Raw genomic sequence first — 19,511 nt, 5'->3', positions numbered from 1 at the left:
ATATGAAGTCCAGGGGCGGAGAACAGCGGCGCGGTGGATTCGTCGTCACCCTTCGATGACGGGCAGGTCATGCCACCAGTGACCGCATCCGCCGGAGCAGAAGCGTTCGCGGCGCCTTTCGTCCGCGACCGCGAGTACCGCGACCAACAGCCGGAACGCCTTGCGGCGTTCATCGACAGGGGTGAGGCCGGCGATCTTCCCCAGTTACTGGTCGATCGGGCCGCGGATGACCAGAACGGCAGGCGTGTGCGTCGGGCGCAACCCGGCACGCCGGATGCGCTCTGGTCCGTCTTCGGTGACGGCGCGGGCTTGTATGCAGTGATGGCGCAGGAACAGGAGTACCTCAGCCTGCTCCTCGGGGCCTGGGTGTCGAACCACTCGATGCCCTGTGACATCGGGCGCAGGCCTTGGGCGAGTTCGTTGAGGATGACGTCTCGCTCGGTCATGATCAGCTCCCGCATTCCAGCGAGACGAAGACCTCAGTGGTCTCGTCGACGAAAGTGCAGAGTCACTGCACGGCCTGCCGGCAGTACTGCGGGTCGAGGGACCACGGCGCGGACTTCGAGCCATCGGTTCCAGGGCCGCCCGGGGCTAGGAACCGTGTTGTGTACTCAGGGCCGAGAATCCCATCGAGGCACAGGAGCGTCCCAGGGACGACTGCCTGGTCATAGTCGAGGTCGGGACGCGACAAGTAATGATCAAGGTATGCGCTGAGCAGTGCGGCATCCGCTGCACTGCCGAACTTCGCAAGGGCGACGCAGTATGCCGCGCCCGCATATGGCCCCTCGCCGGCCGATAAAAGCCGGCCTACGAGGTCGCGGAACTCGGTCCTATGGGCCACAGCAACCAGCCAGGCAGCCGTCTTGCGCTCGCGCCACCCACCCTCCAACAGGATGCCAAGCTCCGCCGGAGTGATTTCGTAGGCAGACTGAGCCAGATCCCGCACGAACGCGGAGCGCTCGACGGTCGGCCTGGTGAACCTGCGCCGACACGACACCCTGGCCCAGATTGCCGCCGGCTTCGGTATCTCGGTGGGCACCGCCCACGCTTACACAACCACCGTGATCAGCCTGCGCGCAGCAGCTGCGCCGGGCGTGCTCAAGGTCCTGCGCGAGGCCGATCCCGATGAGGTCTTCAGCAACACGACGCTGCTGACGCACGCGATCGATGTCGAGGGCGACCGCTCCCTGCAGAGCGGGAAGCCGTTGACTGTGCATATCACTGCTGTGCTGCTGGTCTTCGGGGCTGATCCGGGGCTGGCAGATCCAGACGGGCACTCCCCCATGGATCTGGCCGATCACTACGGCCACGATCTGTCGGTGGAGCTGCTGCGGGCCCACATCAACGGGCGAGCCGCCGGTAACAGATGAGGGGCAGGCGATGTTTGTGGAGGCCAGGAGGTGCTCTACCGCAGGACTGGTCGCCAGTATCCGAGCGTGAGCATCGCCTCGGTGACCTCGCCGACCGCCGCATCGGGGATGGCAGTGGCGGCCTCTTTGAGGACGAGCAGCCGTGCCCCGGGGATCTCGCGCGCGATCGCCTCCCCGTTGCCGACGGGGAAGAACCGGTCGCGGCGGCCGTGGACGACGAGCGTGGGGACCTCGATCTCGGGCAGGCGCTCGCGCCAGCGGGGTGTGCAGTCGAGCCTGGAAAACACCATGCCCATCTGGTTGGCCATCTGGACCGTGGGTGCGGTGCCGGGCGTGCGGTCCCAGACGCGCGCAGCGATTGCGCGTGCGGCGACGGGGTCGTCGCCGAGGATCTCCGCGCCGGCGGCGGCGAACTCTGCAACCGCCTCGCGGTCGGTCCAATCGGGCATCGGACGCGCGAACAGCCGGCTCATCGTCGCCTGGTCATGGTCGGGGAGGTCATCGTCGGGCGGGCCAGGGGCAACCGCGCGGGTGCCGACCAGGGTGAGAGCGCAGAACGCGCCAGGATGGTCGAGCACGGCCAGCTGGGCGACCATCCCGCCGACGCCGGTCCCCGCGAGGTGCGCAGGCCCCCCGCCGAGCGCGCCAGCAAGGGCCGCCGCGTCGGCGGCGAGGTCGCGCAAGGTGTAGGCGGGCGCTGCCGGATCCGTCGTCGTCGACTCCCCGCTGTCGCGCAGGTCGTAGCGCACCACGCGGCGCCCGTCGGCGGCGAGGCGCTCGCACAACGCGTCGGGCCAGGAGAGCATCGTCGTCCCGCCCACGAGCAGGACGAGTGGCGCGTCGTCGTCACCGAACGACTCGATGCCCAAGGCGATGTCATTGGCGTTGATCGTGGTCATGCCATCACCGGAAGAGGTCGTAGGTCAGGTGCGTCGCGGTCGATGTCGAGATCACGCTCCGCTGCACCAGCGTGCGTGGCGCCGCGCCGGTGAACAGTGGTGTCCCGGCGCCCAGCACGACGGGCGCGAGGTGCAGCGTCAGTGCGTCGACCAGCTCGGCGTCGAGCGCCGAGGCGACCGTGGCGCCGCCGCCCATGAGGATGACGTCGAGGTCCTTGCCGCTGTCCGACGACGCCGCCTCGGCTCGCTCGCGCGCGGCGGTGACGGCATCGGGCAGGCCGGTGGTGACGAACGTCCAGTCGAGGTTGGTTGTCCGCACCGACGCTGGCGGCGAACTCGTCACGACGACGAAGGCTGGCTTGCCGACCTCGCCGGCGCCGTAGCCGGATGTGTCGTCCCAGCCTTTCGGCCCGTCGACAACGTCGAAGAGGTGGCGGCCGAGGACGACGGCGCCCGAGCGGGCGGTCCCCTCACGCAGGACCCGGCGGTCGTCGGGGTCGTCGGAAAACGCCCACGTGTGCAGGGCCTCGCCACCGGTGCCCAGACCGTTGTCCGGGCTGGGGTCGGGCCCGGTGACGAAGCCGTCGAGAGAGACCGAGATGTCAGCGATAATTCGAGTCATGCCAGGGCAGACCCGATCCGGCGCCCAAACTCATCGCTCACGCCTGAAGCGTGTGGCGGAGGCGAACTCGATAGCACGCCGTGCGAGGCGGCGCGCGGACGTACAGCGGATGATCGCCCCTGAGTACCTCAGAGAGGGCTCTTTGGTGCTCGGAATGGCCGCTGAACGGTTGCGGCCGCGCTTCCGTGAGGGCTACGCCGTTCGCCGTGGAGCGCGGGCACAACCAATTGGAGGGTTGTGACCGTGCCTCCGTGACGGCCACGGCTGCAGGAGGTGGCGGGCTCTCAGCAAGGTGAAGGAGGCTCGGCCGTGCAACTGGCGCTTGATCGTCTTGATTCTGTTGACGTGCCCCTCGACGGCGCACGAGCTGTAGGAGAGGGTGTGGGCGGCGGCGATCTCCGGCCAGGCGTTCAGTGTGACTTCCAGATGCGTGGCATCCGAGGGACGTAGCTCCTCCTGCGGGTTCATGATCCACGACGTCAAGGTGCGAGGTTCAGGACCTGGTATCCACCGTTGCAGCAGGCGCGAGCAACTCGTGGTAGAGCTCCATACGATGTTGCGGTTCAGTTGCAGGCGACGGCCGCGGGCGCTGAGGGACAGCCCCACAGCAGCCAGTTCACCGACATCCGTGTGGCGTTGGCGCACGCCCGGACGTCAGCTCATCGATCCTGTGCTACCGGGGCTTCACCAGCCGTGGGATCAGCGCTCTGGAGGTGATGGGTCGTCCTGGACTCCACGTCCGGTCGCGGAGCGGCCGCAACCGCCTCCTGCCTGGGCCGGGTTCGCCTCACGGCGTGGCCTCGTGGTCATGTTGGGATGAAGCTCGGCCACCAGGGCGGGACGTTTCCGGCGCATCGCGGGGCAGGGTAGGAGTCCACCATGCCAAGCCGCGTCACCAGGCACCACGTGACGCACACGGTGAGGATGAGCCCTGTGGTCAGTGCTGCGCTGCGGTGACGTCTGCCGAGGGTGCCGTACAGGAGGACCCAGGAAATGGCTACGCCAATCCATATGAGAGGGGCGAGGAACAGCAACGTCATGCTGCTGGCCGCTGCGTTGACACCGACATCACACGCAGCCCACACCCTCCCGATAGTGACGAGGGAGACCACCGAGGCCAGACCTCCGAAGAGGACGCCGCACAGAATCCCCCTGGACCAGGGTCTCGCAGGCTTCGCCGGCCCAGCTTCCACCATCGTCTGTCTCCCGTCGTCGCAGGGGCGGAGACTACCGAAGTGCTGGAGGCGGTCCTCCTGCACCCTGCTTCCGGAGTTGTCGCCAGCCAATGGGTCGGCATGCGAGGGATGCACGCGCGTCTGCTCGACGGCATAGCGGTGCTTGCCCGGCCTGGATGGTCGGGCTGCTCTGGCCGGGCGTCCGGGCTCGCAGCAGCCGAACTCCGCGACGTCGCCTACGGCTACGCGCGGCCAGACGCCACTTGAACGTCTGGGAGGGTCAGTTCAGCAGGGCGGCTGTGAACGTCTCGCGGCGGTCGGCCAGCCAGGCCTGCATGCGGTCCCAGCGTTCCCATCCGCCATGCTCGGTCAGCGCCTGGAGATAGACAGGATCGCCGTCAGCCACACGGCGGGCGACGAAGGCCCGACAAACCTCGGTGGCCTGCTCGACAACGCCAGGCAACTCAGTGCGGTCCTGCGGGGAGAGGCCGTAGCTGTCGGCAAGGATCCGCAGCCGCGCGGGCACATCCAGCCCGGTGGGATGGAGGGCGGCTGCCGATGCGGGATCGAGCATGGGCGCCCAGTAGCGGGCGGTCATGGCGACGTCCCAGAGGGGACGGCCCGGGGCCGCCTGATCGAAATCGATCAGGGCGGCGGCACGGCCGTCGCGGAAGACGACGTTTTCCGGGCACACGTCGTTGTGGCACAGCATCGTCCCTCCCTCCGGGTCGGCGAGACCCCTCGGCCAACCGGCGCTGGTCTCGACAGTGACGGCACCGCTGGCCTCATGCAGACGCCGCAGCAAGCGCCCCACCGATTCCAGGGCGGTCTTCGTCATCGCCCAGTCCGGGAACGGCGGCAAAGCCACGTCGCCGGGAATGAAAGACAGCTGCTCACGGCCATCCTCGGTGAGACCGACAGGGGTCGGCGCCGCCTCGAATCCGCGCTCCTTCAGCGCACGGAGATAGGCGTGCAGGGCGGGTGCGTTGCGGGGCGCCGGCCGCTCCACCAGAGCACCCCGGCGGAAGACCGCCCCCGCGTTCGCCATGCCGCCGACCAGCGCCTCGCCCTCAGCCCTCATGAGGGTCACGCTATCGCTAGTGCGGTGACCGGGAAGGTTCGCCGAGTTGGCGGCTGGGGCGGTTGGATGGACGGTCACATTCGTTTCGATCGCTGGAGGTGCGAGTGGCCGAGCCTGTCCGTGTACGCCGACTGACCGGCCCGGAAGGACAGAAGCTGCAGCAGATCGTGCGCCGAGGCGGCACCAGTTCGGTGCGCTACCGACGCGCGATGATGCTGCCGGCCTCGGCGGGCGGGAACCGGGTCCCGGTGATCGCCCAGCTGCTCCAGGCCGACGAGGACACCGTCCGGGACGTGATCCACCGATTCAACGAGATTGGCCTGGCCTGCCTGGACCCTCAGTGGGCGGGAGGCCGTCCCCGCCTGCTCGACCCTGACGACGAGGACTTCGTCATCCAGACGGCCACGACCCGCCCTGCCAAGCTCGGCCAGCCCTTCACCCGCTGATCGATCCGCAAACTCGCCTCCTACCTGCGGAAAGTGCACGAACGTATCATCCGCATCGGCCGGGAAGCCTTACGCTGCCCGCTCCAGCGCCGCGGCATCACTTTCCAGCGGACCAAGACCTGGACGGAGTCGCCCGATCCCGAGCGCGACGCCAAGCTCAAGCGCATCGAGCACGTGCTGGAGCATTTCCCGGACCGGGTGTTCGCCTTCGACGAGTTCGGGCCCCTGGGCATCCTCCGGCCCACCGCAGGCTCCTGCTGGGCCAAGCAGGGCAAGCCCGACCGGCTCCCGGCGACCTACAGCCGCACGCACGGCGTCACGTACTTGCACGGCTGCTACTCCGTCGGCGACGACCGGTTGTGGGGCGTCAACCGCCGCCGCAAGAGCACCGCCAACACCCTGGCCGCGCTGAAGTCGATCCGCGCCGCCCGACCCGACGGCGCCCCGATCCACATCATCCTGGACAACCTCTCCGCCCATGCCGGAGAGGACGTCCGCCGCTGGGCGAAGAAAAACAAAGTCGAGCTGTGCTTCACGCCGACCTACGCCTCCTGGGCCAACCCGATCGACGCCCACTTCGGTCCGCTGCGGCAGTTCACCCTGGCCAACTCCCACCACTACAGCCACCCCGCACAGACCCGGGCCCCGCACGCCTACCTTCGATGGCGCAATGCCAACGCCCGCCACGCCGCCGTACTCGCCGCCCAACGCAAGGAACGCGCCCGCATCCGAAGCGAGAAGGGCATCCGCTGGGGCGGACGCCCCTTCGCCGCTGTGGCCTGAACAACCTGGCGGACCTATGCGGTCAGAGCCCTGGCCGACACCGTATCCGCCTCGTTACCACCGGTGATCGCTGACGCCCTCGACGATGAGGGAGATGCCGATGCCCAGCATCCAGACATCCTTGGCCAGCGCGGTTCCCTGCTCAGTGGGTCGCAGGCTGCCCTCCTTGCGCATGCCCGGCGCGCGCAGGTATAGCCCGAGGGTGCCGGCAGAGAACGCGGTCAGCGCGGCTCCGGCAACAGCGGCAGGGACCACCGGAAGGAGCAGTGCGGCGGCTACGGCGGTCTCCCCGGCAGAGAGCAGCCGGACGAACTGCTGGGCATCGAGCTTGCCCAAGAAGGGGTAGGCGGTGGTGGCGAACTGCTGCAGTCCCTCAGCGGTGGCCTGGTCCGCGCTGCGTTTCGACAGCGCGGAGTTGAGCAAGAACGTGCCGACGGGGAGCCTGAGCGGCAACTGCCGCGCTGCGGATCGCCAGATGGAATCGGATGCCATGCCGAGCCTGCCGAAGTGAGGCAGTTGGCCCCTGGAGAACGACCGTCGGCCTACGAAGCACCGACCGAGTCACGGAACGTCAGATCAAGACGGAGCGGCACTACTTCTCAGCGCGTCGCGCAGCACTGCGACGGCCTGGGCAACGGCCGCACGGGTGGCATGGGTGTCGCTGAGAGGGTTGAGCATCATGAAGTCGTGGGTGATGCCGTCGTAACGCACGGTGGTGATATCTACGCCCGCGGCGCGGAGCTTGGCCGCGTACGCCTCGCCCTCGTCGCGTAGGACATCTGCCTCGTCGACAAGGAGGAAGGCCGATGGTAGACCGGCGAGCTGATCGATGTCGGCCTTCAGAGGAGAGGCGGTGATCTCGCTGCGCTGCGCGCGGTCGGGAATGTAGGCGTTCCAGAACCATTCCATGGCCTGGGCGGTGAGGAAGTAGCCGGTGGCGAGATCGGCGTAGGACTTGGTGTTCATTTCGGCGTCGGTGACTGGGTAGTACATGGACTGATGCACGAAACGGACGTCGCCGCGCTCCTTGGCCATCAAGGCGAGAGCAGCCGTCATGTTTCCGCCGACCGAGTCGCCCGCCACCGCCATGCGGTCCGGATCGAGGCCGTGGGCAGCGCCTTCTCGGACGATCCACTGAGCGGTGGCGTAGCCCTGCTCGATCGCCACCGGGTAGTGCGCCTCGGGAGAGCGGGTGTACTCGACGAACACGACCGCAGCCTGTGCCCCGTCCGCGAGCTCGCGCACCAGTCGATCATGGGTGTCGGCGTTGCCCAGAATCCAGCCACCGCCATGCATATAGAGAACCACGGGGAGGGGCGACGCGGCGCCGCGGGGCCGGACGATGCGGACACGTACATCGCCGACATCGGCAGGAACAGTGACCCACTCTGAGTCGACATCGAGCTTCTCGATCGGTTCCGCTTGAAGGTCGTCCAGCACCTTGCGGGCCTTCTCGGGCCCCAGTTCGTACAAGAACGGCGGCTGGGACGTGGCATCTGCGAACTGCTGGGCGGCGGGCTCCAGAACGATGGAGCCAGAGGGAGCGGTCATGGCGAACTCCGTGAGGTCTGGGGCTGAGAGATGCTGAGGACTCCTGCACGGCCTGACCACGGAGCGTCAATGCGCCCCGCCACTGGGCAGACAGCGCAGCATTGCCACAAGCAACAGCCTCGCCCCTCCGAGGCATGATCGCATCCGTGCAGTCGCACACCCCGGCCCGTACCACCATTGCGCTGCTGCCGCCCGAGCCGAGGCCGAAGCAGGTGGAGGGCAGGTTGCGGGGCCCAGACCGGTCCGGCACCTCGGTCGCGATCTCGGGCAGATCATCGGATGCGAGTCTTCCGGACACCGTTGGCCAGGCGGCCCCTTCCATCGGATCTGCCTCCATCACGGGCTCAGCCTGGGTACGCCCCGTTGTCGAAGCGACTGTCCGGGGCACCGGTCCAGGTCCCCGGCGTGCGCCCCAGGATTGGTTCAGTTTCGCCCTCATCTGCCGGGGATCGAGCAGCACGCACCGTAACCGACCTTCGCGACACTTGGCGTCCGGTCGTGCCGATGTGCGGACGGCCAGGAAGTCACGGAAGCGATCGGCGCCCCCGGAAGGGGCGGCGGTGCAGAGCGTGCGCCGGTGGGCCGCCACTTCATCGCTGCGGTTGTACGACCGCTGTTCGAGGTCGACGATTGTTACAGCCCGGCAATCGGAAGGAGGGCCATGAGCGAGCCGACGACCAATGCCCCGCCGATCGTGCTGATCCACGGGCTTTGGATGACCGCCAGAAGCTGGGATCGCTGGGCGCAGTACTACCGGGCGAAGGGCTACGAGGTGGTCGTGCCGACGTACCCGGGGTTCGAGATCGAGGTGGAGGCGCTGCGCGAAAAGCCCGAGATCATCGCCACGGCATCCGTCCCGGAAACCCTCGACCATCTCAGCGACGTGGTCGAGAGCCTGGACCGTCCGCCGATCATCATGGGCCACTCCTTCGGCGGGACCTTCACCCAACTCCTGGTCAACCGAGGGTTGGGCGCCGCCGCCGTGACGATCGACTCGGCGCCACCCGAGGGTGTGCGGGTGAACCCGCCGTCCCAGATCAAGTCCCTGTTCCCGATCCTCGCCAACCCGGCCAACCGGCACCGCGCGGTGGGCTTCACCAAGGAGCAGTTCCACTACGCGTTCGCCAACACGTGCAGCCGGGAGGAGTCCGACGCGGCGTACGACCGCCTCCACATCCCGGCGCCCGGCAGCTGGGTGTGGGCCTACGGCCTGATAGCCAATTGGAAGCCAGGCCACCAGGAGACCTGGGTCGACTACGACCTGGACGACCGGGCGCCGCTGCTGTTCATCATGGGCGGCAAGGACCACCTGATGCCGCCCTCGGTGATCCGCTCCAACGCGAAGAAGTACCGCAACTCCGAGGCGCTGACCGAGACCTACGAGTTCCCGGACCGCTCACACTTCACCGGTGTCGAGCCTGGCTGGGAACAGGTGGCCGATTACGCGCTCGAATGGGCGACCAGCCACGCCCGAACCCCGCAAGGCTGACAAACCACCGACAACGACAACCCACGACGCCTTATCGTTCGCCCGGCGACCTGGCGGGAAGCGATCAGACGGGATGGCTGCGCCACCCCCGGTTGATCCCCCCGTACCTCACTCCCTCAACTGACGACGTGAAGAAGTTCGCCGGGGTCGCCAACCCCCACAGGGTTGCCCGGTCTTAACGGCGGCCGGTGCCCGGCGAACGGAAAGCTCTGCCTTGAAGATCGTCGTAATCGGCGGCACCGGCAACATCGGTTCCAGACTCGTGTCGCAACTCGCCCAGCACGGCCACGAGACGGTGGCGGCAGCACCGGCGCCAGGGGTCAACACCCTCACCCGCGAAGGGCTCACCGACGCGCTGGCCGGCGCATCCGTGGCGATCGATGTATCGAACTCGCCCTCCTTCGAGGACAGCGCGGTGATGAGGTTCTTCAAGACCGCCGCGCGCAATCTGCTCGCCGCCGAAGCCGCAGCCGGCATCGCCCACCACGTCGCACTGTCGGTGGTGGGGACCGAGCGATTGCCCGAGAGTGGCTACTTCCAGGCGAAGCTCGCTCAGGAGCAGTTGATCGAGAATCCTCGATCCCGTACTCGATCGTGCACGCGACACAGTTCTTCGAGTGCGTCGGGAGCATCGCCGACGACGCCACGCCACCGTCGGCGGCACGGTACGGCTGGCCCCGGTGCTCTTCCAACCCATCGCGGGCGACGACGTCGCACAGGCGGTGGGCCGAATCTCGACCGGGTCGCCGCTGAACGGCAGGGTCGAGGTCTTCCGGGCCCGAGCGGTTCCGGATGGACGATTTCTTCCGGCAAGCCCTAGCTGTGCTGTCCCGGGACGGCCCGCGTGAGGTTGTCACGGACCCTCACGCCCGCTGCTTCGGAGCCGAAGCGAGGGAACCTGGTGCCGGGCAGTGACGCGATCCTTGGCGAGACCCGCTACAGCGACTGGGCCGGGCCGGACAGCGGTCTGATGGTCCCCTTACCTACGCCTCCTGGCCCCCCGTATCGAAGAGGCGGAAGCGGAGCACGGCGCGGCTCCAGAAGCCCGCCACCGCAACAGCGACCGCATGGGACGGGCTGCGTTCGTCCGCAAGTCACACGCAGCGGCGAGTTCACGGTCGGCCAGTGCCTCGCCGCCGGTGATCTGAAGCCACAGCACGCCGACGTCCTGAAGCATCGTGAACAGCCGAAGCTTGTCGTCCCACTTCAGGCCCCTCGAACCGCTTCTCCCGGAGGTAGCAGAAACCGGCCTGAGGCTGCCTGACCCCTGCAGGCACGCGCCGCTGCCGTCCTGGGCGATAAAGCGACCGTCCGAGAAGTGAGCCTGGAGGCGACCGACCTGGAGAGAATGTCGTTCTAAACGACCTCGAACAGTTCGGCGGCCTGCTCACCTACTCAGCGGAGGAACAGGCGTACTACACGTGAAGTCCGGGGCACTCCTCGGCCACGGCGACACGAGCCCTACAGCGGCCAACACAATGAGGCGGATCACTCATGGTTGCCGCGTCCGGGGCATCGAACTCGACAAACGCGGCGCCGAACTGCCGTAGCAGGGTATGACCGACGGGAGGGAAGGGGCAGCGTGGCCATCGCCTCCAACGAAAGTTGGAGAGGGGCTGGACGACAACATTCACGGATTCGCGGCTCTGCGCGGCCATCGTCGACCGGCTCACCCGTCGGCGGGAACATCATCGAGACCGGCCCCGACTCCTACCGCCTCACCCATGCCAAGTACCAGCAGGAAGCCTGCACAACCCGCTGACGTGTTGGACTGGTCACCCGTTTTCGGCGTCCTGGTCCACCGCGTCGAGCAGCGCATCCACCAGCTCTTCATGGCGCTGCCGTTCCACGGTCCGTGACGGGCTGGACAGCACGATGCCCTTGGCGTCGCCCAAGGCAGTGAGACCCGCACCGAGCAGCTCTCGCGTGATGATGATCGAGTCCATCACGCTCACCCTGCGGTCACTCAGCAGCCGCTGCACGGCGTCCATCCCTGCATCTGAGCCAAGCATCGGCTGGCACTCCACGACGAGACCGGAAATCCGTGCAACGCGAGCTGGATCAAGCGCCATCGGTTCCTCACTCCTGTTCCCGGTGGGGCCAAAATACCCCGTCCCAAACCCGCTCCGAGATCGAGCAGTGGCGCCAATCGGGCTGCCGCACGGAGCGGTCAGGACTCACGAAGCCACGGACCGGAGGCACACCGGCAAGTTGCCTTCTGCCCAGTGACTGGGCGAAGGCTCCGGGGCAAGCCAGGAACGAGTCACAGCAGGCCGGACGAGCAGGTTCAGGCCGACTGCTGGGCCTGCGCGAAGAACTCGATGAGTGCCGAGGCGAGCGCTTCGGGGTGAGTCAGGAGGGCGGCATGGCCCGCGCCGGGGATCTGGTGCACGTGCGCGTGGGGGACGTGGTCCGCCACGTAATGCGCACTGGCGATGAGAAAGGGCCTGGTGTGCGAGCCATGCAGCACCGCCACCGGGGCAGAGATCGCACCCAGCACGGCCGGGTCATCAGCGGTGGGGCCTTCGTACTCCATCGACTGCCGGAGGAGGTTGAGCAGGTTCGGGGCGTAACGCCCCGCGGCTTCGAAGTAGCCCGCCTGCTCGGCCACGGCAATCTCTTCGTCGTTGAAGGGCCAGACAGCGAAAGCGCGAGCCGCGTCTGCAAACCTGCCCTCAGCGGCCAGCCCGCCCACCCGGGCGACGGCAGCACCGAGCATCGCCTGCTCCCGCTCGTCGATCAGGCTCAGCACTACGGGCTCAAGGGAGGCCACTGCATCCACCGTGTCAGACCGCGCCGCCGCGGCCAGCGCCAGGTGGGCGCCGTAGGCCCACGCGCCAGCCCGGTCGGTTCGCCGATGCTGCCGACAAAGGTGAGGACGTCCTCGACGAGCCGACCGGGACTGAGGTCATCGTGATCGCCGCTGCGGCCACGACCCCCGCAGGCGCGACAGGTGGCAGGTGAACTGGCCGGCCAGGTGTTCCAGCAGCAGGTCCCCATCGATGTCGCCATCACCCATGATCCTTGTAGGAACACCAGAGGCCGACCCTGACCGTGCACGGTCCCGACGATGGTGACGCCATCGCTGGTGATCACGGAGTGGGTGCGTTGGTCGCTCATTGCCGGCTCCTGCAGCTCGCGCCGTCAAGCCTGCAACGATTCTGCAGTCGTCGGAAAGTTTCGTGCGGCACGGTTCGCCGTGCCACTCACGTGGATTGGTGGGGAGAGCCAGCAAGCATGGCGCACCCGCCGCGACACACTCTCATAGCCCCGGCAAGCCGAACTGGAAGCGACGTGGCAGCAACGCAGCGAGGCCCTGCCTTCGCCGATGCCGCCCTGTGCGACCAGGTCGCAGGCAGCCAGGGTGCCGAACCCCGACGCATGGACGCGCCGCGCGACCGCTCCACACCGTCAGAAGACGAGGCGCCCACCCACGGCCAGCTTTGTGCCGTACGCCGTCGGCCACCCGTTACCTGAAGCACGCTCACAAGTTCAAGCCATTTCATGCCCGGGGCACATCGGCCACGTCTTCAACCGGCGGACAGGGCGGAAGACCGCTCACCTCCTGAACCATGAGGAGCGTTTGACTAATCAAGCCACTGATTGAATAGGCAATTTGGTCCGAATTACACCGATCGGGGAATCGAAAGTGATTCACCCTGAGACGCAAGCGACATGACGGGTACTTCGAGGCACTGAGCACTGCAAGCAGAAAGGAGTTACACCATGCAACCAATGACACGCTGGGCAATGACAGGAGCCCTGCTCACCACAGCCGTGGCGGGCCCCCTGAGCACGCCCGCACACAGCGCTCCCGCCTCCCTGTATGCCCCCTCGGCTCTGGTCCTGACCACTGGTCACGGCGAGAATGCCGCCGCCGCAGCACCGGAACGCGCAGTAACGGTGAACTGTGCATACGCCACATCGGGGACGCATCCCGATCCGCGGCAGGCCTGTGCCGATCTGGATCGCGTGAACGGGGATCTCGACCGGCTGGCCACACTCCGTGCCAATGACACGGGACGGTTCTGTACGAAGGAATATCGTCCCATTGTGGTCACCGTGCAAGGCGTATGGCGGGGCACGCGCGTGAACTACGAGCACACCTTCGCCAATTCATGCATCAAGGAGACCCAGGCGGCTTCGGTATTCGCCTTCTGAGGCATCACAACTCAGTAAGGTCTCTCATCAGAGCGAGCCTTGTGGTCGTGCTGCGTCACGGTGACGGCAGCGTCCAGTGGCGGGCCAGCCAGCCACAAGGTTCCCCTGGCCCCGGTATGTGACAGCGGCGCGTTGGCTGAACTGCGCAGCACAGAGTTTCTCTGGCAAGGTCCTACCGGGAGCACGACCCCACCGCAGAGTGGGCCGACTGCTGCCCGCTTCGTACACGCCGGGACGGCCACGCACCCGGGCTGCGGGGCGGGCGCCAGGCTCGAGATTCGGGTCGGCGTTGAGGGTGCCGCGGCCGTCGATGACCTTCGGGGTGGCGGCGCGAGCGGCATCCGGCGAAGCCAGCCAGGAGAACACCATCGCGATACCTTCCAACAGCAGTCCACCACCAGGTGCCACTTGCGGCCGGCCACCTTCTTCCCGCCGTCCTAGCCGGAGGCCGAGCGCGGGATCTTCCAGCTGGAGCCGCACTTGCCGAAGAACACCGGTCGGGGCGGACGCTGGAAGGAACACCGGAAGATCATCAATGGGATCTTGTTCCGCATACGGACCGGCATCCCGTGGAGGGACCTTCCAAGGAGGTTCGGGAGCTGGCAGACCTGTTACGACCGGCACCGGCGGTGGTCCACGGATGGCACTTGGGAGAGGATCGTCCGGGCCGTCCAGGCGGACGCCGACGCGGATGGCCGGATCGACTGGTCCATGGTGAGTGTGGACTCCACGATGATCCCTGTTCTCGACCGCCTTCGCGTGCCTCGGCTGGACGGCGGCCGTCCCCGCACCCGGCCGGACCATCTCAGTGGCGACAAAGCGTACTCGTCACGCCGCAACCGCCGTTATCTGCGGCGTCGGCAGATCAAGCACACCATCCCCGAGCGCCGTGATCAGCGGGCCCACCGCCTGCGCCGTGGCAGCAGCGGCGGCAGGCCCACCGGCTTCGATGCGGCACGCTATGTCCGCAGAAACGAAGTTGAGCGGCTGATCAACCGATTGAAGGCGAACCGGGCAGTGGCCACGCGTTTCGACAAGAGGGCGTATGTCTTTTACGGCACCGTGACCGTCGCAGCTCTGCGCCTCTGGCTTTGTGCATGACCCCTCCAAAAACCTAGCGCGAGCCGAGGAACTCGATCGCCCGCTGGGTCAGGAGCTTGGCAGCGTCCAGGTCGTGGGACGGCAGCGAACTGTCCGCGAACAGGTGCTGGTCTCCGGGGTACAGGAACATCTCCGCGTCAGCGCAGTCGGAGACGAGCGCCCGGGCGGCGTCGATGTCCTCGGCGAAGAACGGATCGCTTTCCTTCGCATGCACCTGCACCGGCACGCCGTCAGGCCATGCAGCGCCGAACTCCGAGACGGGGATGCAGGCGTGGAACAGGAGCGCGCCCCGCGCACCCGCCCGCGTCTGCGCCAGCTTCTGGGCGGGAAGCACGCCGAGTGAGAAGCCGGCGTAAACGGCGTCCTGCGGCAGGTGTTCGGCCGCGCGGACGCCGCGCTCGGTGATCTCGCCGAAGCCGATCTGCTCGACGTAGCCCTGGCCCTCTTCGAGGGAGTCGAAGGTGCGTCCGTCGAAGAGGTCGGGCGTGTGGACGGTGTGGCCGACCGCGCGGAGTTCGTCGGCGAAAGCGGCGACTCCGGGCGTCAGTCCCTGCGAGTGATGGAACAGTACGACCTCTGTCATGCCCAAGCCCCTTGCTTGTCGGTAGCGAATGATCCGGAAGTTTAGAATAATCGAGATGTGTCGAACAATACCCGTCTCCCCGACTACGACCTTGCCGACGTCACAGATGTGACAGCCCCAGCCCAGCTTCGCGCGCTGGCCAACCCACTACGCAACGCCATCCTTGAGCTGCTCCTCGAACGCGGCGCGACGGTGAGCGAACTGGCCGCTGCACTCGGCCGCCCCAAGAGCACGGTCGCGCACCACGTGAGCGTCCTGGTGGATGCCCAGCTGCTGAAAGTCGTGCGGACCCGCCGGGTGCGGGCCATTGATGAGCGCTACTACGGCCGCACCGCGCGCATCTTTCGCGTCGGCACGGTCAGCCCCACAGACGGAGCCGAGGGACCCTACTGCAACAACGATCTCGCCCTCGCCGCGGCCGAGTCGGCCTCCGCACATCAGGCGGATCAGCTCTCCTCGATCGTGCGGCATGTGCGGATCCCGCGGGAGCAGGCCCGCGAGTTCTGGGCGCGGGTGCTGGAGCTTGCCAACGACTACGCGCAACTGCCCCGCGGAGGCGATGTGGTGTACGGCTTCGCTGCCGGGCTCTACCCGACCGACTATCCGGCGCTGCCAGAGGCCGAGTCTGCGGCGGATTGACCTGTACCGCAGGTCGTGTCATCCGCAGCACGGCCTGCAGCACCCGCACCTTCACCACCCTGACCCCATCTCAGGCAGCAACACACCGAGTCACATGACCTGTCGGACAGGTCCTAAGGCATGCACGCGCCGATACGGCGGGAAGTCCGAGGACGGGTTGGCCCACTTGACGCCGTTGTCCACGACATAGGGCCCCGCGTCGAGCATCATTGCGGTGGCCCTAGCCCTCCGGCCGCCCGCCCCGCCCCTCCAGCCAGGCCGGAACCGGCAGCCCCGCCCGGACTACCCGCCACTCCGCCTCCGTCATGTCGGAGCCATAACTCGGGGTGCTGTCCGACCCGTCCGCCGCGTTGCCGAACCTGTGCGCGAGGCAGTCACACGACGGTGGGGGCGAGTTGGACTCCACGCAGGCGGACGCGAAAGATTGCGGCAGCAGGGCCTCCTGGCACTCGGTTGGGATCGCACCCCGAACTACCAAGAGGCCCTGCTGCCATGCCTCGGCCCTCACGCGATCACCCGATCAGGAACCCTTTGCGACCGGACCAGCCCCGTGATCGATAAGCGGATGACGTCTTAGGAATCATCCCCAAACTGGGGACAGTTGGAGTCGCCCACGGTTACGTGATGCCGGAAGCAGCCTGGCTTCCCAGAGAAGGATCCTGTTCGATCAGTAGGGCCCTCATGATGGAAGAGACAGCGGCTCCCAGATCAAGCTCAGTCGCCATCGGGCTGGGCTGGACGATCCCGACCGATACATGGCATGACCTGCTCGAACGGACGCCCACGCCCAAGGCACGGCGAGACATCGCGGGCGACGCCGACAAACGGCTGTCCTGCTCCCTCTACGTCTGGGCGCAGGTCACCAAAGGCGAGCAGCGATACGCCCCCGCCCACCAGGAGCGCAAAGCGACCCCGGGCGGCACTACCTCACACGCGGGGGCAGTACGGGCTACGCTGCCCTCACAAACACGCTCGACACCCACGCAGAACGCCCCGAAAGTCTTGCTGTCCGCACGGGCCACCAATCCGTGCCTGCGGCTCGGAAACCAGCAGGGCATCGGCGACCTCGGCTAAAGAAATCCCGAGGCGCAACGGCCCCACACCGCCGTCGGACCGCGGTTCCCAGCGCTCCAGTTCCCCATCAGCGCTCATCCGTTCACCCCAAAATCTGACCGGTCCATATCCGTGTCCGTAGCGTTGGTCCCATCGCTGGCGCAGGTGGCGTGTCGCGTTCGTCGGCTCATTCTCACTGGACCCGCGCCGCGTTGATGGCGGCTTGAAGCTGAAGCCAGGTTGGGTCTGTGGAGCTAGCCGTAGTCGTCGTTGCCAGATCGTCTGCCTCCCATGTGCGGGTTCCGTCGGTCAGGACAAGGTGCGTCTCCAGGTCGTCGCCGTCGTCCGGAACCTCAGCGGTGGTCTCCAGGAACGCCGCCGCCGCAGCCCTGGAAGTGTCCCTGTTCGCAGTGCAGTTCTGCGTGGAGCCGGAGAGCACGGACACGAGCACCAGTTCTCCCCCGCTGCCGGCAACCAGGAGTTCGCCGCTGGCTGTGGCGGCCAGCGCGGATGGTGCACACGTAGCGGTTCACGACGTGGTAGAGCCGAGCGCAAGCAACTGGCGGTAGAGCTGCATGGAACTCGTACAACCGGCCCTGAAGCGGTGCTGCACGTAGTCGGCGAACGGGTCGAGTACACCTGCGCCCCGGTCGCGCGCCGAGGCGAGGAGGTCGTCAAGGCCACTGTGCCGATAGCGCCGTACCGTCTTGCGGTCCAATTGCAGGCGGCGGCCGATGGCGCTGAGGGACAGCCCCGTGGTGGCCAATTCGTCAACGTCTCTGTGGCGTTGGCGCACGCGATCCAGAAGGGGACTCGCTGGGGGCGGGCCGACGGCGGTCCTGTTTCCGTGGTGGCATGTCGGCGCAGGCATGCGCGGTGGCGGCGGCACATCTTCTCTACGGCCGTCGAGAGGTTTGGGAGGAGGTGCCGGCGATCGGCGACTTCCAGAGCGCCGGGGGCCGCCTGTCTGATGGCCTTGGTGAGGGCCATCAGGCGGTCACGGCACACGATCTCGGCGCCGGGGTGCTCCTGGAGCCAAGCGGCAACCGAGTAGGTCTCGCGGTCAGGCAGGACGTCTACGGGCCTGAAGGTCACGACGTCGACGAGGACCGTGCCGTAGGTCCGCCCTTTGCGGAACGCGAACTCATCGATGCCCAATACCCGCGGTGCCTGGGCCGGCACGGGCGGGGCGACCAGCTGACTCAGCAGAGCTGACCGTCGGCCCGGGAGCCGCAGCTTCGCGCACAGACGCTGGCCCGGACGCCCACCGAGATCCATCGCCACCGCCCTCATCGCCGACCGTGCCGCCTGTGAGGAACGGTGACGTGATTCGGTCAGGCCTGCCACCTGTTGACGGTCGTGAGCTGCCGCACCATGAGGTTCGGGCCCGGCAGAAGGAGGTCCCCAAGCGTCTCCACTCGCATGACGGAGGGCTCCCCTGGTGGAACGGTCCTGCAGGCCGGGCGCCACCGGCCCAGGCTGTGGCCGGGCCATCCCTCGGCACTGTCCTGGCCCGTTGGCGAGGGTGGTAGTCAGTCGACGGAGTCCATGAAGTTCAGCATCCTGCGGTTGACCTCATCCGCGTGGTCGATCTGCGGCCCGTGGCCCGTATCGGAGATGATCTCGGCCTGAGCGCCGGGGATCAGGCGCGGCACCCGCTCCACCTGCCGCTGCGGGTGCACGAGGAGGCTTCGCTTGCCGAGCACCAGATAGAGCGGAGTCCGGATGGTGGACAGTTCCTCCTCAGACAGGGGAAGCGGCGACGGGCGGCGGATGCGGTAGGAGCGAACCGCCGTTCTGATCATCGTGCGCAGTTCCGGAACGACGAGAACCGGCTGCTCCAGCCAGGCCGCCAGCCGCGGGCGGAACGCCTTGGGCGCGAAGGTCGCGAAGAGGCCGGCGAAGATCCAGACGAAGAAACGCAGCCCCACTTTCTCCAGGCCGCCGGGGTCGAGCGGCGTGACCGAGGCGAGGCGACCGGGCCTGCGGTGTGCCTGGTTCAGGACGAGCCATCCGCCGTAGGAGCTGCCGACGAGGTGTACGCGATCGAGGCGGAGTCCGGCGAGTGTCTCGTCCAGCCACTGTGCGGCGCGTTCGGGGTCGTGGATCGGCGCGCGCTGCACGCTGCGGCCGGGATCACCCGGGGTGTCGATCGCGTAGACCGGGCGCTCCGAGCTGAGGGCGGGCGTGTTCGGGTACCACATGGCGGAGCAGGAGCCCGCCCCGTGCACCAGGACGACGGGGGTGCGGGATCGCGCGGCTTCGTCCGTGGGGCCGTAGCGGTAGACGTGCGTGGTACCGAAGGACGTTTCCACGTCCTCTTCCGCGAGTGCGGGCGCTCCCAGTGCGTAGACCGCGTCGCAGGCCGCGAAGTGGCGCTCCCGCCAGGCATCGCTCACGTAGCGGCCGACATCGGCTTGGGTGCGAGCAGCGGTCTCAGGCATGGCCACCTCCGGCGTCTCGGTTTCGTGATACGAACGTACCATGACGTTGGTACAGTTGTATCATCAAAAGGTCCGAGGGAAGCCACAGCAGGAACGACGAGCGGAGAACCGGTC

16 protein-coding genes and 6 pseudogenes are annotated in these 19,511 nt (G+C 67.4%); 8 read left to right on the top strand and 14 right to left on the bottom strand.

Features of this window, described 5'->3' with window-relative positions; all coding sequences use genetic code 11:
• Nucleotides 1–45: 45 nt before the first annotated feature.
• Together EJ357_RS50030 and EJ357_RS50025 are read right to left on the bottom strand one after the other, a co-directional pair.
• Nucleotides 46–570 (bottom strand): annotated as a pseudogene (locus tag EJ357_RS50030) (DUF5958 family protein).
• The gene (locus tag EJ357_RS50025) at nt 509–946 is read right to left on the bottom strand and encodes a DUF6000 family protein (protein ID WP_267132835.1); all 438 of its coding nucleotides are present in this window, start codon (nt 944–946) and stop codon (nt 509–511) included. Before EJ357_RS50025 ends, EJ357_RS50030 begins: the two are co-directional and overlap by 62 nt.
• A gap of 7 nt (nt 947–953) precedes the next feature.
• Here EJ357_RS50025 and EJ357_RS50020 point away from each other — a divergent pair.
• Nucleotides 954–1,151, top strand: a pseudogene (locus EJ357_RS50020) (transposase family protein); the annotation flags it as partial.
• 254 nt (nt 1,152–1,405) lie between these two features.
• Here EJ357_RS50020 and EJ357_RS46895 read toward each other — a convergent pair.
• The 3 genes from EJ357_RS46895 to EJ357_RS46880 all read right to left on the bottom strand — a co-directional run bounded on the left by EJ357_RS46895 (nt 1,406) and on the right by EJ357_RS46880 (nt 5,147).
• Nucleotides 1,406–2,269 (bottom strand): alpha/beta fold hydrolase, encoded by an 864-nt coding sequence (locus EJ357_RS46895; RefSeq protein ID WP_126398855.1) that lies wholly within the window; start codon nt 2,267–2,269, stop codon nt 1,406–1,408.
• Between the two features lie 4 nt (nt 2,270–2,273).
• The gene (locus EJ357_RS46890) at nt 2,274–2,891 is read right to left on the bottom strand and encodes a dihydrofolate reductase family protein (RefSeq protein ID WP_126398853.1); all 618 of its coding nucleotides are present in this window, start codon (nt 2,889–2,891) and stop codon (nt 2,274–2,276) included.
• Between the two features lie 1,455 nt (nt 2,892–4,346).
• Nucleotides 4,347–5,147 (bottom strand): phosphotransferase, encoded by an 801-nt coding sequence (locus EJ357_RS46880; RefSeq protein WP_126398851.1) that lies wholly within the window; start codon nt 5,145–5,147, stop codon nt 4,347–4,349.
• A gap of 104 nt (nt 5,148–5,251) precedes the next feature.
• On the opposite strand from EJ357_RS46880, the pseudogene EJ357_RS46875 reads away from it, so the two are divergent.
• A pseudogene (locus EJ357_RS46875) lies at nt 5,252–6,376 on the top strand (IS630 family transposase).
• Nucleotides 6,377–6,430: 54 nt separating this feature from the next.
• On the opposite strand, the gene EJ357_RS46870 reads toward EJ357_RS46875, so the two are convergent.
• Both EJ357_RS46870 and EJ357_RS46865 read right to left on the bottom strand, forming a co-directional pair.
• A complete protein-coding gene (locus tag EJ357_RS46870; protein WP_126398849.1) occupies nt 6,431–6,868 on the bottom strand; it encodes a hypothetical protein in 438 nt (145 codons plus the stop codon).
• 84 nt (nt 6,869–6,952) lie between these two features.
• Complete coding sequence (locus EJ357_RS46865; RefSeq protein ID WP_126398847.1) at nt 6,953–7,927, bottom strand: alpha/beta hydrolase; 975 nt, start codon at nt 7,925–7,927, stop codon at nt 6,953–6,955.
• Between the two features lie 661 nt (nt 7,928–8,588).
• On the opposite strand from EJ357_RS46865, the gene EJ357_RS46860 reads away from it, so the two are divergent.
• The 3 genes and pseudogenes from EJ357_RS46860 to EJ357_RS50015 all read left to right on the top strand — a co-directional run.
• Complete coding sequence (locus EJ357_RS46860) at nt 8,589–9,416, top strand: alpha/beta hydrolase (protein WP_126398845.1); 828 nt, start codon at nt 8,589–8,591, stop codon at nt 9,414–9,416.
• Between the two features lie 214 nt (nt 9,417–9,630).
• Nucleotides 9,631–10,365 (top strand): annotated as a pseudogene (locus tag EJ357_RS46855) (SDR family oxidoreductase); the annotation flags it as partial.
• A 565-nt stretch (nt 10,366–10,930) separates the two neighbouring features.
• Nucleotides 10,931–11,178 (top strand): annotated as a pseudogene (locus tag EJ357_RS50015) (ATP-binding protein); the annotation flags it as partial.
• 13 nt (nt 11,179–11,191) lie between these two features.
• Here the strand turns inward: EJ357_RS50015 and EJ357_RS46845 are convergent.
• Nucleotides 11,192–11,407, bottom strand: coding sequence for a hypothetical protein (locus tag EJ357_RS46845; protein WP_228472848.1), 216 nt, complete (start codon nt 11,405–11,407; stop codon nt 11,192–11,194).
• Between the two features lie 296 nt (nt 11,408–11,703).
• Entirely contained in the window at nt 11,704–12,189 is a 486-nt protein-coding gene (locus EJ357_RS48785; RefSeq protein ID WP_175647785.1) for an alpha/beta fold hydrolase, read from the bottom strand.
• A gap of 953 nt (nt 12,190–13,142) precedes the next feature.
• On the opposite strand from EJ357_RS48785, the gene EJ357_RS46840 reads away from it, so the two are divergent.
• Complete coding sequence (locus tag EJ357_RS46840; RefSeq protein WP_126398843.1) at nt 13,143–13,577, top strand: subtilase-type protease inhibitor; 435 nt, start codon at nt 13,143–13,145, stop codon at nt 13,575–13,577.
• Nucleotides 13,578–14,036: 459 nt separating this feature from the next.
• Nucleotides 14,037–14,678, top strand: coding sequence for a transposase (locus EJ357_RS46835; protein ID WP_126398841.1), 642 nt, complete (start codon nt 14,037–14,039; stop codon nt 14,676–14,678).
• Between the two features lie 13 nt (nt 14,679–14,691).
• On the opposite strand, the gene EJ357_RS46830 is transcribed toward EJ357_RS46835, so the two are convergent.
• The gene (locus EJ357_RS46830; protein ID WP_126398839.1) at nt 14,692–15,261 is read right to left on the bottom strand and encodes a dienelactone hydrolase family protein; all 570 of its coding nucleotides are present in this window, start codon (nt 15,259–15,261) and stop codon (nt 14,692–14,694) included.
• A 57-nt stretch (nt 15,262–15,318) separates the two neighbouring features.
• Between EJ357_RS46830 and EJ357_RS46825 the strand changes: the two genes are divergently transcribed.
• A complete protein-coding gene (locus EJ357_RS46825) occupies nt 15,319–15,900 on the top strand; it encodes an ArsR/SmtB family transcription factor (RefSeq protein ID WP_126398837.1) in 582 nt (193 codons plus the stop codon).
• Nucleotides 15,901–17,146: 1,246 nt separating this feature from the next.
• Here EJ357_RS46825 and EJ357_RS50010 read toward each other — a convergent pair.
• From EJ357_RS50010 to EJ357_RS46815, 4 genes and pseudogenes are all read right to left on the bottom strand, one after another.
• The gene (locus EJ357_RS50010; RefSeq protein WP_228472847.1) at nt 17,147–17,398 is read right to left on the bottom strand and encodes a hypothetical protein; all 252 of its coding nucleotides are present in this window, start codon (nt 17,396–17,398) and stop codon (nt 17,147–17,149) included.
• An 84-nt stretch (nt 17,399–17,482) separates the two neighbouring features.
• On the bottom strand, nt 17,483–17,719 hold the full coding sequence (locus EJ357_RS50005; protein ID WP_228472846.1) for a hypothetical protein: 237 nt from the start codon (nt 17,717–17,719) through the stop codon (nt 17,483–17,485).
• Between the two features lie 152 nt (nt 17,720–17,871).
• A pseudogene (locus tag EJ357_RS50935) lies at nt 17,872–18,231 on the bottom strand (transposase); the annotation flags it as partial.
• Nucleotides 18,232–18,485: 254 nt separating this feature from the next.
• On the bottom strand, nt 18,486–19,397 hold the full coding sequence (locus EJ357_RS46815; RefSeq protein ID WP_126398833.1) for an alpha/beta fold hydrolase: 912 nt from the start codon (nt 19,395–19,397) through the stop codon (nt 18,486–18,488).
• Nucleotides 19,398–19,511: the final 114 nt, after the last annotated feature.

Origin of the sequence: Streptomyces cyaneochromogenes (assembly GCF_003963535.1) — a bacterium.
In the GTDB taxonomy this organism is placed as follows: Bacteria; Actinomycetota; Actinomycetes; order Streptomycetales; family Streptomycetaceae; genus Streptomyces; species Streptomyces shaanxiensis.
This window is presented reverse-complemented; position numbering and strand designations above follow the sequence as displayed.